The organism is Glutamicibacter nicotianae (assembly GCF_002797775.1).
In the GTDB taxonomy this organism is placed as follows: Bacteria; Actinomycetota; Actinomycetes; order Actinomycetales; family Micrococcaceae; genus Glutamicibacter; species Glutamicibacter nicotianae.
The window spans coordinates 1676055-1690579 of record NZ_PGEY01000001.1 but is presented as its reverse complement, the minus strand read 5'-3'; the positions used below and the strand labels follow the sequence as shown (position 1 = coordinate 1690579).

General features: G+C 64.3%; 12 protein-coding genes. 4 read left to right on the top strand and 8 right to left on the bottom strand.

Features of this window, described 5'->3' with window-relative positions; translation table 11 throughout:
* Positions 1-26: 26 nt before the first annotated feature.
* Positions 27-1277: a magnesium transporter MgtE N-terminal domain-containing protein gene (locus ATK23_RS07720; RefSeq protein ID WP_038990601.1), complete on the bottom strand. Its 1251-nt coding sequence runs from the start codon at positions 1275-1277 to the stop codon at positions 27-29.
* A gap of 132 nt (positions 1278-1409) precedes the next feature.
* Between ATK23_RS07720 and ATK23_RS07715 the strand changes: the two genes are divergently transcribed.
* Positions 1410-2273: a YflT domain-containing protein gene (locus tag ATK23_RS07715; RefSeq protein ID WP_066140472.1), complete on the top strand. Its 864-nt coding sequence runs from the start codon at positions 1410-1412 to the stop codon at positions 2271-2273.
* An 85-nt stretch (positions 2274-2358) separates the two neighbouring features.
* Here the strand turns inward: ATK23_RS07715 and ATK23_RS07710 are convergent, their stop codons facing one another.
* Entirely contained in the window at positions 2359-3906 is a 1548-nt protein-coding gene (locus tag ATK23_RS07710; RefSeq protein ID WP_066140470.1) for an aminopeptidase P family protein, read from the bottom strand.
* Positions 3907-3971: 65 nt separating this feature from the next.
* Here ATK23_RS07710 and ATK23_RS07705 point away from each other — a divergent pair, with 65 nt between their 5' ends.
* Positions 3972-4817, top strand: coding sequence for a PHP domain-containing protein (locus ATK23_RS07705; protein ID WP_066140466.1), 846 nt, complete (start codon positions 3972-3974; stop codon positions 4815-4817).
* Here ATK23_RS07705 and ATK23_RS07700 read toward each other — a convergent pair.
* The 6 genes from ATK23_RS07700 to ATK23_RS07675 form a co-directional block, all read right to left on the bottom strand.
* Positions 4802-5686, bottom strand: coding sequence for a DNA-methyltransferase (locus tag ATK23_RS07700; RefSeq protein WP_066141340.1), 885 nt, complete (start codon positions 5684-5686; stop codon positions 4802-4804). The genes ATK23_RS07705 and ATK23_RS07700 overlap by 16 nt on opposite strands.
* 77 nt (positions 5687-5763) lie before the next feature.
* Positions 5764-7389 (bottom strand): DEAD/DEAH box helicase, encoded by a 1626-nt coding sequence (locus ATK23_RS07695; RefSeq protein WP_066140464.1) that lies wholly within the window; start codon positions 7387-7389, stop codon positions 5764-5766.
* Between the two features lie 256 nt (positions 7390-7645).
* Positions 7646-9100, bottom strand: a complete 1455-nt coding sequence (locus ATK23_RS07690) for an RNB domain-containing ribonuclease (protein ID WP_066140461.1) — start codon at positions 9098-9100, stop codon at positions 7646-7648.
* Positions 9101-9221: 121 nt separating this feature from the next.
* Positions 9222-9443, bottom strand: a complete 222-nt coding sequence (locus tag ATK23_RS07685; RefSeq protein WP_066140459.1) for a DUF3107 domain-containing protein — start codon at positions 9441-9443, stop codon at positions 9222-9224.
* A 64-nt stretch (positions 9444-9507) separates the two neighbouring features.
* Positions 9508-10131, bottom strand: coding sequence for a TetR/AcrR family transcriptional regulator (locus ATK23_RS07680; RefSeq protein WP_052253668.1), 624 nt, complete (start codon positions 10129-10131; stop codon positions 9508-9510).
* 138 nt (positions 10132-10269) lie between these two features.
* Positions 10270-11589 carry a glutamyl-tRNA reductase gene (locus ATK23_RS07675; RefSeq protein WP_066140456.1) on the bottom strand — a complete coding sequence of 440 codons (1320 nt, stop codon included), beginning with the start codon at positions 11587-11589 and terminating at the stop codon, positions 10270-10272.
* A gap of 148 nt (positions 11590-11737) precedes the next feature.
* Between ATK23_RS07675 and hemE the strand changes: the two genes are divergently transcribed.
* Entirely contained in the window at positions 11738-12793 is a 1056-nt protein-coding gene (gene hemE / locus ATK23_RS07670; RefSeq protein WP_066140455.1) for a uroporphyrinogen decarboxylase, read from the top strand.
* Between the two features lie 82 nt (positions 12794-12875).
* Positions 12876-14492: a protoporphyrinogen oxidase gene (hemG, locus tag ATK23_RS07665; protein WP_407645296.1), complete on the top strand. Its 1617-nt coding sequence runs from the start codon at positions 12876-12878 to the stop codon at positions 14490-14492.
* Positions 14493-14525 lie beyond the last annotated feature (33 nt).

Below are 14525 nucleotides of genomic sequence, written 5' to 3'. Positions count from 1 at the left end.
CTGCTGGTGGGTAGTTGGGGCGTTGGCTAGTCCTGGGAACGCCAGTCATCCGGAAGGATGTGGTCCAGCACGTCATCCACGGTGATGGCGCCGACCAGCCGGCCCTCCTTGTTGGTCACGCCTACGCTGGTGAGGTTGTAGGTGGCCAAATGGCGAACCACTTCGGTGATATTGGCCAGATCCGACATCGGTTCCAGCTCGGTATCAAGGATATCGCCCAGCGGTTCCGGGGGAGCGGCACGCAGCAGAGCCTGGATGTGAACTTGGCCCAGGTAGCGTCCGGTGGGGGTTTCCAGAGGCGGGCGCACCACATACACGGTGGAAGCCAGCGCGGGGCTCAACTCCTCCAGACGCACCGAGGCCAAAGCTTCCGCGACCGTGGATTCCGGGGTGAGGATGACCGGAACAGGGGTCATGATCGATCCGGCGGTGCCTTCGGGGTAGGCGAGCAGGCGGCGGACGTCCTTGGCCTCTTCCTCGTTCATCAGATCCAGCAGCTGGTGCTTGGTTTCTTCGCTGACTTCGGCCAGGAGGTCGGCCGCGTCATCCGGGTCCATTTCCTCAAGCACGTCCGCGGCGCGTTCCAGCCCCAGTGCGGAGAGGATTTCCACCTGTTCGCGGTCCGGGAGCTCCTGGAGCACGTCAGCCAAGCGCTCATCTTGCAGATGGGCGGCAATTTCCAGGCGTCGCTTCTCATTCATTTCGTGCAGGGCGTCGGCGAAGTCTGCGGGCTTCATCTCGTCGTGGGCTGCCACGAAAGTGTCAGCGGACTGCGGTTCGCTCTTCGAACCGTGGCTGACCTCGTCCCAGGAGACCAGCACCTTGTTGCGGCGGCGCGAACGCAGGCCCAGCAGATTGGCGGTCGGTTCGCCGCGCTGGACATAGTATTCGTTGATTTCCCAGTCGCCGCGACGGGTCTGCGCAAGGCCGATATCCTCGATGACGCCGCGGCCGGACCCGTCAGTGAAGGTGATGGTGCGGTCGAACATTTCGGCGGCCACCAGAATTTCCTGGCCGCGCTGCTGGAAGCGGCGCATGTTCACCAGGCCGTTGCAGATCACCTGGTTGGCTTCCATGGACTGGATGCGGGTCATCGGAACGAAGACCCGCCGCTTGCCGGGGACCTCGACGACCAGGCCCACGCAGGCGGCGGGTTTCTTGGGGCCGCGGGAGACCACCACGACATCGCGTAAACGGCCTAGGCGGTCGCCCAAGGGGTCAAAGACATCAAGCCCGAGCAGCCGGGCGACGAAGATTTTAGACACTTGTGCGCTCACCTTCCCAGACTATCGCGTTCACGGCCTGTTCCCGGTGTGCCAAGCCACAGGCGACGCCCTGTTTCTTTCACCCACAGCGATAGTTGCTTCACAACTATGCAGGCTCACAGTAAACTCGTGCACAATATAGATATGACCTCGCCTCATGGAGTAAATTCGATTAGCACCAGCGGCCTGCCGCGCGGAGAACTGCTTGGACGTTACACCAGCTATCTCGATGCCCAGAAGCTCGTGGATTACCTGGCCGATAACGATTTCCCGGTCGCTGCGGTAAGCATCGTCGGCAACGACGTGCGCACCGTGGAGCGGGTCACCGCGAAGCTTTCCTACCCGCGCGTGGCGCTGGCCGGTGCGGCCCAGGGCGGCATGATGGGCCTGTTCGTCGGCCTGCTGCTGACGCTCTTCGGGGGCGGCGGAAACGGGCTGTACCAGATTCTCTCCGCAATCGGCCTGGGCATGGCTATCTGGATGATCGCTGGCGTGATCAGCTATTCGACCCGTCGTGGCAAGCGCGACTTCGCGTCTTCCAGCCAGTTCGTGGCCACCAGCTTCGACGTAGTGGTTGATTTCGAGCATGCGCAGGCTGCCCGCACCCTGGCCTCCAAGTTGCCTATGCGCCCGCAGCAGGCCCCGGCGCACCCAGCGTCCCAGGCCCCGCAGCAGCAGGCGCCTGCCGTCCCCGCCACGCCTCCAGCACAGCCTGCCGCGGCAGCACCGGCCAGTGGTGCGCAGCCCGCAACGGGCGCGGAGCGCAGCTCGCAGTTCCCCGACCTGCCAGATGGCCGCCCGCGCTATGGCGTGCGAGTGAACGAGGCCCAGCCAGCAGCTCCAGCGGCACAGCCGGCCAAGGAGGAAGCCCAAGCACCGGCATCCGAGGCCAAGGAAGCGCAGGACCTGTCGGAAGTCGAGCCGAAGGTTGATACCTCGCAGCAGCCGCAAGCCCAAGCCGAAGAACCTGACCAGGACCCGGCATCCCGCAAGGATTCGGAAGGCTAGGCGACAGCCGGGCACAAGCAAGGCCTGGGTGCAGTTACCACGGTAACCGCACCCAGGCCTTCGCCGTTTAACGCTGCCGGAGGATTCAGCCGCGCAGCTTAGCCATCCACGCTTCGACCTCGTCAGGCTTGCGCGGCAGGGCAACGCTCAGGTTCTCGGCGCCATCGGCGGTGACCAGAATGTCATCCTCGATGCGCACGCCCAGGCCGCGGTATTCTTCGGGGATCGCCAAATCCTCGTCCTTGAAATACAGGCCAGGTTCGATGGTGAAGACCATGCCTTCTTCCAGCTTGGCATCCAGGTACAGGTCGGCGCGTGCCTGCGCGCAGTCGTGCACGTCCAGGCCCAGGTGGTGGCTGGTGCCATGCGGCATCCAGCGGCGGTGATGCTGGCCTTCTGGATCCATTGCTTCTTCCACGGAGACCGGCAACAGGCCCCAGTCGGATAGGCGCTCGGCCAGGACGCGGGTAGCGATCTGGTGCAGGTCGCGGAACTTCAGCCCCGGCTTCGCCGCGGCGAACGCGGCATCGGCGGCATCCAGTACAGCCTGGTAGACCTTGCGCTGTACCTCGGTGTACTTGCCTGACACCGGCAGCGACCGGGTGATGTCCGCGGTGTACAGCGATTCGGCCTCGACACCGGCGTCCAGCAGCAGCACGTCGCCCGGCTTGACGGATCCGGTGTTGCGGATCCAGTGCAAGATGGTGGCGTTGTTGCCCGAGGCGGCGATGGTGTCATAGCCCAGCTCGTTGCCCTCAAGGCGGGCACGGGCGAAGAAGGCGCCTTCGACAACGCGTTCGCCGCGTTCGTGGGCGACGGCCTTGTCCAAGTTGCGCACCACATCTTCGAAACCGTTGATGGTTGCGGCAACCGACTTGCGCAGCTCCGCGATTTCGTATTCGTCCTTGATGAGGCGAAGCTCGGAAACGAACTCGGACAGCTCGGTATCCAGGGCGTCGCTGGCTTCCAAGTCCTGCCCGGTGTTGATGCGTGAGGTGTCCACCAGCGCCTCGATGTTCAGGTCGACTTCGCGCACCAGGCGGATGCGGATGCCGCCCAGGGCCTGCGGGCCGGAGTTCTTGGTGATCGCCATTTCCAGCTGTTCCAGCGAGTCGGTAGGCATCCCGGTGCGTGCCGACAGCGAGGAGAGGGTAGGGCGCGGGCCGACCCAGAATTCGCCGGACCGCGAGTTCAGGTAGAAGTCGGTGGTGTCGCGGCCGGCCATCGGCGCGAAGTACAGGGTGGAGACGTGGTTGGAGCCGTGCTCGCCGGCGCCGTCATCGGTTGGTTCCATGACCAGTACTGCGTCGGGCTCGTGGTCGACGCCCAGGCCGGTGAGGTGGGCGAAGGCCGAATGCGGGCGGAAGCGGTAGTCGGTGTCGTTGGAACGGACCTTGAGCGGGCCGGCCGGGATTACGATGCGTTCGCCTGTGAAGTTTTCCGAGAGCTTGGCACGACGGGCCGCCGCGTAGCTGGCAGCGGCATCCTGTTCTGGCAAGTCCGAGGTGTCCTGGGCCCACGAGGAGGCCATGAATTCCTGAAATGCCTTGGACGTTGGACGCTGGGAACGGTTGTTCACGCGGTCTTCCAACGGCTGATCAGTGCTTGGTGCAGTTGAATCTTGATTGGTCATGCTCCAAGTGTGTCACCATCAGCTGTATCCCAGCAAAGAATCAGCGCAGGGGATAACCTAGGCATATGCGAATTGACCTGCACACCCACTCCAATGTGTCCGACGGAACTGAAACTCCGTCCGAGCTGATGCGCGCAGCGTCGGCTGCCGGCCTGGATGTCGTGGCGTTGACAGATCATGACCAGACCAGCGGTTGGGACGAAGCCGCGGCGCAGGCGCGGAAGCTGGGACTGGGGTTCGTTCCGGGCATGGAAATCACCTGCCAGGATGCCCACGGCATCAGCGTGCACCTGCTCAGCTACCTGCACGACCCCACCTACCAGCCACTGCTCGATGAGCTGGACCGCGCGCTGAACTCGCGGATCATCCGCGCCCGCCGCATTGTCGATCTGCTGGCCGAGGACTATCCGATCAGCTGGGATCTGGTGGGGGAGCATTGCCTTCCGGGCTCCACCGTTGGCCGCCCGCATATTGCCGATGCGCTGGTGACCGCGGGGGTGGTGGAGAACCGCAACGAGGCGTTTGCCAACATCCTGTCCTCGCGTTCGCGCTATTACGTGTCGCATCCAGCGGTGAATCCGGCCACTGCTGTGCAATTGGTACGGGAAGCTGGCGGCGTTCCGGTGTTCGCGCATCCCAAGGCCTCAGCCCGGGGACGGGTGGTTCCCGACTCGACCTTCTACGAGATGATCGAGGCCGGTCTGGCCGGGGTTGAAGTGCACCACCGGGACAATACCGCAGAGGGGAGATCCTGGCTGCTCGAGCTGGCCGCCGAGCACGATCTGATCGTTACCGGCTCGTCGGACTACCACGGGACCGGAAAGCTGAACCGGCTCGGTGAGAATCTCACCGAGCCGGACATGCTGCAAAGAATAATCGCCGAGGGGACTGGGACTCAGGCCTCGATGTAAGTGGTGCCTTCAGGCAATCGGGCCTTCATCACCTCGATGGCTTCGACGTTCTGGTCAATCAGCACATACTGGCGTCCCAGCTTCGCCGCCACCGCACCGGTGGTGCCGGAACCGGCGAAGAAGTCCAGCACCCAATCGCCGGGGCGCGAGGACGCGGCCACGATCCTGCGCAGCACGCCTTCGGGCTTCTGCGTCGGATAGCCGGTCTTTTCCTTGCCAGTAGGCGAGACGATGGTGTGCCACCAGACATCCGTGGGAAGCTTGCCCAGGGCGCGCTTCTCCGGGGTCACCAGTCCGGGAGCCATATACGGTTCGCGATCCACCTCGGCCGAATTGAAGTGGTACTTCTTCGGATCCTTCACATAGACCAGGATGGTGTCGTGCTTGGCCGGCCAGCGGCTCTTGGCACGAGCCCCATAGTCGTAAGCCCAGATCAGTTCGTTCAGGAAGCACTCCCGGCCGAAAAGCCCGTCGAGCAGCACCTTCACATAATGCACCTCGCGGTAATCCAGGTGCACGTAGAGCGTGCCGTCCTCGGCCAGCAGGCGGTGGGCCTCGCGCAGCCGCGGCTCGATGAAGCTGAGGTAGTCGTCAAAGGCATCGTGATACGACCGGGCGATCCCCAGCTCGGTGTTGTACTCGCGCCCCTTGAATCCGGTGCGGTCGCCTTCGCCTTCGGCAGCGCGGACCATGGTGCGCTGGGCGCGGGTCTGCTTGCGTCCGGTGTTGAATGGCGGGTCCACGTAGATCAGGGTGAAGCTCTGATCGGGCAGGGCGCCGAGGATGGAGAGGTTGTCGCCGTGGTACACGGTATTGCCCGAGGCTGGAACGCCGGACGCGTGGGCGTCTGGTGTTCCAGCATCAGGCAAAGCTGGTTCTTCGGGTAGAGCGAGCACCGCTGGTGTGAGTTCCTTTCGGAAAAGTTGACTGGCCGATTGGACTGGGATCAGTCCTGGCCGCCTGCTTCGGTGCTGCGGGTGCGGCGGCGCGGACGGCGGCGGCGTGCTGGTGCTGCGCCCTCGGTCGCTGCCTGCTCCTCGCCGGCCACATGGGTTTCGCGGTGGCGCTCGTTTTCGCGTGCCGGACGATCCTGCTTGCCCTTGGAATGGCCGTGGCGTGCGCCGTCCTGCTCGGCACCGGAGCCCTGCCCGCCGCGCTGGCGCGTCTGCACGCCGTTCACGGTGCGGGTGCGGGTGCGCGAATTGCTGCGGCGGCGCGGGGTGCGCGCTGATTCCTCGCGGCGCGGCGAACCATCGCCCTCGGCGGCGGCAGTCTTCTTGGCACGCTGCAGCCGGCCTTTGGTGCCCTTGGGGATATCCAGGTCGGTGAAGAAGTGCGGCGACGAGGAGTAGGTTTCCACCGGCTCGGGAACGTTCAGGCCCAGCGCCTTGTTGATCAGCGACCAGCGCGGCACCGAGTCCCAGTCCACGAAGGTCACCGCGGTGCCGGTGTTGCCGGCACGGCCGGTGCGGCCCACACGGTGCAGGTAGGTGTTCTCGTCATCCGGGCACTGCAGGTTGACCACGTGGGTGACGTCATCCACGTCGATGCCGCGGGCCGCGACGTCGGTGGCGACCAGGATGTCGACCTTGCCCGAGCGGAAGGCCTTCAACGCCTGCTCGCGGGCGCCCTGGCCCAGATCGCCGTGCAGCGAACCGGCGTTGAAGCCGCGGTCCACCAGCTCATCGGACAGCTTGGCAGCCGAGCGCTTGGTCTGGGTGAAGATGATGGTCTTGCCGCGGCCTTCGGCCTGCAGCAGGCGAGCGACCATCTCGTCCTTGTCCATGTTGTGCGCACGGTAGACCAGCTGGCGGATGTTGCGTTTGGTCAGCGAATCGTCATCGCCCGGGTCCTGGGCGCGGATGTGCGTAGGTCGGGTCATGTAGCGGCGGGCCATGGTGATCACGGCGCCGGGCATGGTGGCCGAGAAGAGCATCGCCTGGCGTACCGGCGGCAGTGCGGCCAGGATGCGCTCGACATCCGGCAGGAAGCCGAGGTCCAGCATCTCGTCCGCCTCGTCCAGCACCACGGTGCGCACCTGCTTGAGGTTCAGCACGCGCTGGCGGTTCAGGTCGATCAGGCGGCCCGGGGTGCCCACAACCACGTCGGTGCCGGCCTTCAGCGCGGCAATCTGCTCCTCGTAGGGGCGCCCGCCGTAGATGGTGGTGATCGAGATGTTCGAGTGCTTCGAAGCCTGAGCCAGGTCGGCGCCGACCTGGATGGCCAGCTCGCGGGTCGGTGCGACGATCAAGGCCTGCGGGGCACCGGGGAATTCAAGATCCCCGTAGCCCTTGTCGCCCTCGCGGATCACGCGCTGCAGGGCAGGAATGCCGAAGCCCAGGGTCTTTCCGGTACCGGTCTTGGCCTGGCCGATGATGTCGTTGCCGCCCAGGGCAACTGGCAGGGTCAGCGCCTGGATCGGGAAGGGGTACTCGATCCCGGCTTCCGAGAGCGAAGCAACAATGTCTTCGCGAACGTTCAGATCAGCAAAGCTCTGCTTGGCCGGTTCTGCGGGGGTTGGCTCGTTGTCTTGTGGTTCGGCAGCTGCGGCCGAAAGCGTCGTGTCAGTCACGATGTCCGTGTTCTCGTTTCATGCGGGCACGGCACCTGTTCCCTTCCGGCTTGGAAGAAGCCGGGAGCATGCAGGGTGCCGTGCGAATCCAGCGGAGCCGATCGCTGCTTTCACGCTCGGTAGCTTGGTCAAGCACCTGCGGGATGGCGACCGCTGGGAAGTCGCCATAAAACTGTTTCATCTATCAGCCCATTGCGATCGGGCATCCTAATTGCTAATAGGCCAAGCATAGCCGGTTTTGACCGGAAACCCGGGCTTAGGAGTCCGAAGCCACGATTTCGAAGCTGATCTTGCGCACTTCGGGATCGGCCTGCACCAGCTTCACGCGCACCAAGGTGCCTGGCTGGGCGGATCCGGTAAAGGATCCGGTAATCGGTTCATCTGCCAGCTGGAGGACACCGGGACGAATCTTGCCGTCTTCTTTCTGCTCAGCGGACTTCAGCACGATGGCCTGGAATTCTTCCCCGACCCGTGTTTTGAGCACATAGGCTTCGAGCAGGTCAATGGCCGCATTGTTCACCCGGTTGGCGGCAATGCTGCTGCTGCGCATCAGCCCGGGCAGATCCTCCAACGCCGAGCTGAGCTGTGCCGGGAGCGGCTGGCCGGTGGACAGCAGGTTGCAAGTGAGCAGCACGAAGCGGTCCACGAGACGGCGCAGCGGCGCGGTGGTGTGCGCGTAGGGCGATGCCAGTGCCGCCTGGATGAGTTCTTCCTCGGGCTGCCCATTGATGACCTGGTAGTCCGCGCCGCGGAACAGGGCGGCGGCGCGATGCATGATGACCAGCTGCTTCGGGTCGCTGACATCCAATGCATGCAGGTACTGCCCGTAGCTGAGCGATTCGTCCCACGGAGTGCCGAGCAGCTGTGTTTGGGTACGGAATTCGCGCTGGTCTGCGTCGTCCGGGGCAGGCATGGTGCGCAAGATGCCCACGCCGGCTTTGAGCATGATGCGGGCCGCGGCAATGCCGGTGAGCAGGGAAATCTGCGCGTTGTGGCCTTCCAGCGGCAGGGGAGCGCGGCTGACCAGCTTGTAGCCCTCGCCTGCTTCTTCAATTTCCTGATCCGGCAAGTTCAAGGAAGCGCCGCCGCGCAGTTGCTCTTGGCGCAGGCGGGCCGCGCCGATTTCGGCGAGCAGCTCGAGCTGCTCATCGGGTTCTCCCGAATCCAGCCGGGCTTGGGCCGAGGCGTAGTCCAGCTGCGCCCTGGAACGGATGCGCGCGCGGTTCAGTTCGACCTTGCCGAGGGCGCCATCGGCGTCCAGGGAAATTTTCCAGTGGAATGCCGGTCGTTCCTTGCCCGGCAGCAGCGAGCCCTGATCCTCGGAGATCAGAGGCGGGTGCAAGGTGATCTTGCGGTGCGGCAGATAGTAGGTCTGGCCGCGTTGGCGGGTCACCGCATCAAGCTGGCCGCCCAGGGCAACGAAGGCTGGCACGTCGGCGATGGCGTAGTGCACTGTGTAGCCGTCGCCGTGCCGTTCAAGGAACATTGCCTGGTCGAGATCGGTGGCGCCGGGTGGATCAATGGTGAAGAAAGGGATGCCGGTCGCGTCCTGGCCGGGGAGCTGCAATTGGGCTACCGCCTGCTCTGCGGCTTCCAAAGTCTGCTCGTCGAAAGGTGCCGGCACCTCGAACTCCGCTTCCAGGCCGAGCAGCAGCTGGGCCAGCGAGTTGGCGGGAACCGGGCGGGGGCTTCGGATTCTTCGTTCAGTCACACCCAAGGAATATCACGACTCGGTGACTCGAATCACTATTTGGGCAAAGAAATAGCCGGTTTCGCATTCGGGCGAAACCGGCCACCAGCTGCCAAGGCGGGGCCTTGGCGAGCTGCAAGCGCTACTGTGCGAAGCCGACGCGGCGCACTTCTTCCGGGCCAACCTCAACGTAGGCGATGCCAGTGGAAGGCACCAATACCTCGCGGCCCTTTGGATCCTTCAGTGCCAGAACGGTTCCGTCGGCGATAGCCTTCGCTACCAGCTCGTTGACTTCGGCGTTGCTCAGCTCGGAGTCAAGCACTACTTCGCGGGCTACATTCTGAATGCCAATGCGGATTTCCATGTTTGTCGCAGATCCTCTCGAACGAAATAGGTGTCCCGTGTGGGGCCTCTGGTCACTAATTTAGCTAGTTTTCCTTCGGGAACTGCGAAATTCCGCGCCAAGCTAAACGGGAGATCAGCTCGACTGCTGCCTCCTGGTCCACCGAGGACTCGCTGGTGGCCCAATAGCGAGCCGAAACCTGCGAGAGCCCGGCCAGTGCGCGGCCTGCCAGCAGGCCTTCGTCCTCGCTCATATCGGTATCCTCGACGACGACGCGGGCGATGGAGGAAGCCAGCGAGCTGTTGAACTGCTCGATGCGATGGGCGATCAGCGGATCGGAGAGGACATCGGATTCGAAGATCAGGCGGTAGGCCTGGGATTCGCCCTTGATGTAGCTGTAGTACGTGTTGATGGTGGCGAAGACACGCTCGCGGTTGTCATTCGTGGAGCGGATCGCTTCATCGAGCTGCCGGCTGAAGTCGGCCAGGTGGGAATCGAGCAAGGCGAGATACAGTTCGCGCTTGCCGGGGAAGTGCTGGTAGAGGACCGGCTTGGAGACCAAGGCGACTTCAGCAATTTCGTCCATCGACGCGCCATGATAGCCGTGGGCCACGAAAACCTGGTGCGCTGCCTGCAGCAACTGGCGCCGACGCGCTTCACGTGGCATCCGTTGGGGGCGGGTGCCTTTGATATTTTCGAGTTCCGTCATGTCGAATGGGGCCTTTCCAGCTGCAGAGTGATCAGCTCCCAAGTCATCGAAGGAATTGTCGGGAGAGTAATCTACTTGGAAGTAGTATTCCATGCTTCTGTGCGGAAAGTGGAAAAAACCGACGGGAAATCAGATTTTCTACGCTGATTTGACTTCAGGCGCGGCAGGGCAGTTGCCCTGGGCCTGCAGTGGTTCCGATTTCTCGGCAACGGGCTGGTCAAGTTCCAAGCCGTAGAGGGTTTCCAAGGCCGCGACATACTCGCTGGTGCGGCCTTCGCCTGCCAGCTCGCGGGCGCGCATGGTCGGCACATGCAGCAGCTGGCGCACCATGCGGCGCATGGCGAGTTCCACTTCCTCGGCGGCGGCGCTGCAGCCGTGCTGTGCGCGGACCTTGGCGATTTCCGCATCCAATACGGTCTTGGTGTGCTGGCGCAGGGCGACAATCGCGAAGTCGGCTTCGCGTTCCCGCTGGGCTGCGGCGAACTCAGCGGTGGCTTTCTTGACGATCCGGCTCGCCGCGTGGACGGCCATCGCCTGTTCGGTCGGGGCAGCCATGCGCACCGATTCCAAGGTAATCAGCTCGACATCCGGCAGTTCCACCAGGGTCGGGTCGAAGTCGTGGGTGAGCGCCATGTCGATGGCGATCAGCGGGTGGTTCTTCACCCGCAGGGCTTCGAGCTCTTCGCGGGCCAGCTGGTGCCCGCCTCCGGAGCAGCCCACGATGATGTCGGCTTCGCGAAGGGCCTGCGGCAGCAATTCGTCGTTCAACGGGAATCCGCCGCGCTTGGCGGTGAAATCTGCGGCGCGTCCGGAATGCGAGTAGACCGAGATGCGCTGGACCCCGCGTTCCTTGAGCAACGCCATCGTGGCGCCAGCGTAGGAACCGGTGCCAAAGAGCACGACGTCCTGTTCGGACCAGTCGCTGGCTTCATCGCGCAGCTCTTCGGCCAGATCGAGGGCTACCGAAACCACGGACTTGCCCTGGGTGCCGAGGTTGGTGTTCGAACCGACATCCTTGGCTGCGCGGGTGGCGTTCTGGAACAGCCGGGTGAGGTTGCTGGTCGTGGTCTTCTCCTGCTGCGCCTGGGTCAGCGCGCGACGCACCTGCCCAGCGATTTCGCGTTCGCCGACCACGGCAGAGTCCAGGCCGGCGCCGACGGAGAAGAGGTGCTCGATGACCGGGTCGCCTTCCAGCTTGGTCAGGCGGCGGGACAGGAATTCGGGGGAGAGGCCTGCGTTGGCGGCCAGCTCGTTGACCAGATGTTCCGCTGCATCCTCCGCATGGTCCACGTCTGCGTAGACCTCGAAGCGGTTGCACGTAGCAAGCACGACGGCACCATTGATAACTGCCGATCCGTTAACGGAGGCAGCTGCCAGCCCATCGGCCGAAGCACTGATTTGTGCCACGGTCTCCAGATCGAGCTGCGAATGCGATGCGACAAGAGATAAGAAAACCACAGTGACCCCAGAATAGGCCGGAAAATACCGCCAGACAACGCAGGTGTGCCTAATATGGCATGGTTCCGTGGGGTTAGTTTGCTCACCTTCACCTGCGGGCGAACGCCGTAAATGGGCTTTTAATCCCAAGACTTGGCAGAATTGGGGCATGACCCTGTCGCAGAACCATCCGATGCTTGATGGACGTACCCAAGATTCCGCTTTGATCCAAGCCTTGACCGGCAAGAAGCCTTCGCATCACCCGGTGTGGTTCATGCGCCAGGCCGGCCGCTCGCTGCCTGAGTACCTGAAGCTGCGCGAAGGGGTGAGCATGCTCGACTCCTGCCTGGATCCATCCATGGCCAGCGAGATCACCCTGCAGCCGGTGCGCCGCCACAAGGTGGACGCTGGCATCTTCTTCTCGGACATCGTCATCCCGCTGCGCCTGGCAGGTATCGGCGTGGACATCGTGCCAGGAGTCGGCCCGGTGCTGGACACCCCGATCCGCACCATGGAACAGGTCGCGGCGCTTCCCGAGCTGACCGACGAGTCGCTGGAACCGATCCGCGAAGCGGTGCGCCTGACCGTAGCAGAGCTGGGCAAGACCCCGCTGATCGGTTTCGCCGGTGCCCCGTTCACCGTGGCCGCCTACATGGTCGAGGGCAAGCCGAGCCGCGACCACCTGGGCCCGCGCACCATGATGCACACCGATGCGGAGGTCTGGGACGGGCTGATGACCTGGGCAGCTAACGCCTCGGGCCAGTTCCTGCGCGCGCAGGTCGAGGCCGGCGCCTCGGCCGCCCAGCTCTTCGACTCGTGGGCCGGGTCGCTGTCGTTGCCGGACTACCAGAAGCATGTCGCCCCGTACTCGGTGAAGTCCCTGGACTACGTCCGCGATCTGGGCGTGCCGCTGATCCACTTCGGCACCGGCACCGGCGAGCTGCTGACCGCGATGCGCGATGCCGGCGTGGATTCAGTCGGCGTGGATTACCGCATCCCGCTTGCAACGGCGATCGAGCGTTTGGGCCAGGACGTTTCGGTACAGGGCAATATCGACCCGGCACTGCTGGCAGCCCCATGGGAAGTCCTCGAAGCGCACGTGCGCGAGGTGGTTGCGGCCGGCAAGAAGGCCCGCGGCCACGTGGTGAACCTGGGCCACGGTGTTCCCCCGACCACCGACCCAACCGTGCTGACCCGTGTGGTCGAGCTCATTCACTCGCTGTAATTCAACAGGTCTAAGCTAGGTTTAACGCCGTGTCCCACTGGCCCTCGACGCCACGGCCAGCGGGACAGGGCCTCGGCATATCGTGAAGGTGGAAGGTGCAAGGCACGTGAGCAAGGAACAACGCAATGTGCGCGCAGGGGAATCAGCGCAAGCCACCGGTGCATCCAAGCCGCGACGGGATATTGCCAACGATGCCGCGGCGCACGCCTTGCGCCTGCTGGAAAAGGTGCGCAGCGCCAGCGAAGCACGCCTAGCGAAAACCGGATCAGCGGACCAGGCTGAGAAGCCATCGGCACCGCATGCGGTAGTGGTCGGCGGCGGCATCGCCGGGCTGGTCGCTGCCCGTGAGCTTCGCCAGACCGGACACGAAGTAACCGTGCTGGAAGCAACCGGTACCTTCGGCGGCTGCGTGCGCACCACCGAAGTCGCCGGGATGGCCATCGATGCCGGCGCGGAATCCTTCGCGCTGCGCGGAGGCATTGTTGCCTCCTACCTCGACGAGCTGGAGTTGGGCGGGCAGATCGCCAAGACCTCAGGTGCGCGGGCCTGGCTCGTCCAGGGCGAGGAGCGGGACATCCTGGCCCACCCGATGCCTGAAACCGCCTTGCTGGGCATCCCGGGCAATGTGCGCACCGACGAGGTGCGCTCGATCATCGGCCGGCCCGCCACCGTGCGCGCCGCCGCGGACCTGATCACTCCGATGAACAAGAAGTGGGCTACCGAGCCGCTGTCCATTGCCGAGGTGGTCCGTTCCCGCATGGGCCAGGCGGTGCTGGACCAGCTGGTGGCCCCGGTCGTCAACGGGGTCTATTCCACCGACCCCGCCAAGATTTCCATTGACGCCGCTGCCCCTGGCCTGCGCCAAGCGATGCTGGAGACCGGTTCGCTGGCTCGCGCCGTCACCAAGCTGCAGGAATCGGCGCCGGCAGGCTCCCGGGTCGCCGGCCTGAACGGCGGCATGTACACCATGGTCGAAGCCCTGGTTTCCCAGCTGGGGGAGGCAGGCGTGGCGCTGGTGCGTAATTCGCCGGTCACCGCGGTGCGCCACGAAGGGCAGTCGCCAACCCCGTACACGGTGAGCACCCTGGGCCAGGAACTGCACGCGGACCGGGTCGTCCTGGCAACGCCCGCGGCGTCGGCACTTGCGCTGCTGAACCCGTTGCTGGCACCCGAAGACCAGCTGGCCAGCGAAGGCGGCGACAACGCCATCGCCTTGGCGATCCTGGTGGTCGACAAGCCCGAACTCGACGACGCCCCGCGCGGTTCCGGCGTGCTGGTCTCCAAGGGAGCCCCGCTGACTGCCAAGGCGCTGACACACTCCACGGCCAAGTGGCCATGGCTGGCGGACGAGGCAGGGCCCGGCACCCACGTGCTGCGCCTGTCCTTCGGGCGCATCGGCGAACATGATGCACTGGTCGAATCCGGGGATGACTCGGCACTCATCGAACAGGCAATCAAAGACGCTTCAAAGATTCTCGGTGTTCAATTGCATCTTGATGATGTCTTGGGAAGCACCGTTTCACGCTTCAGCGACATGGTTCCGCTGCAAGGCCAGGCCGCTGCCGCGCGCCGTGGCCAGCTGCAGCGCAGCCTGTCGGACTTCGAAGGGCTCGATGTGGTTGGCGCATGGATCGCCGGCACCGGATTGGCACGAGTGATCAGCCAAGCCCGTAGTGCCGTCGCGATCAGCGCCCGCTAACCGCGCCCGGGACAACCAACCTGGACTTTTGTC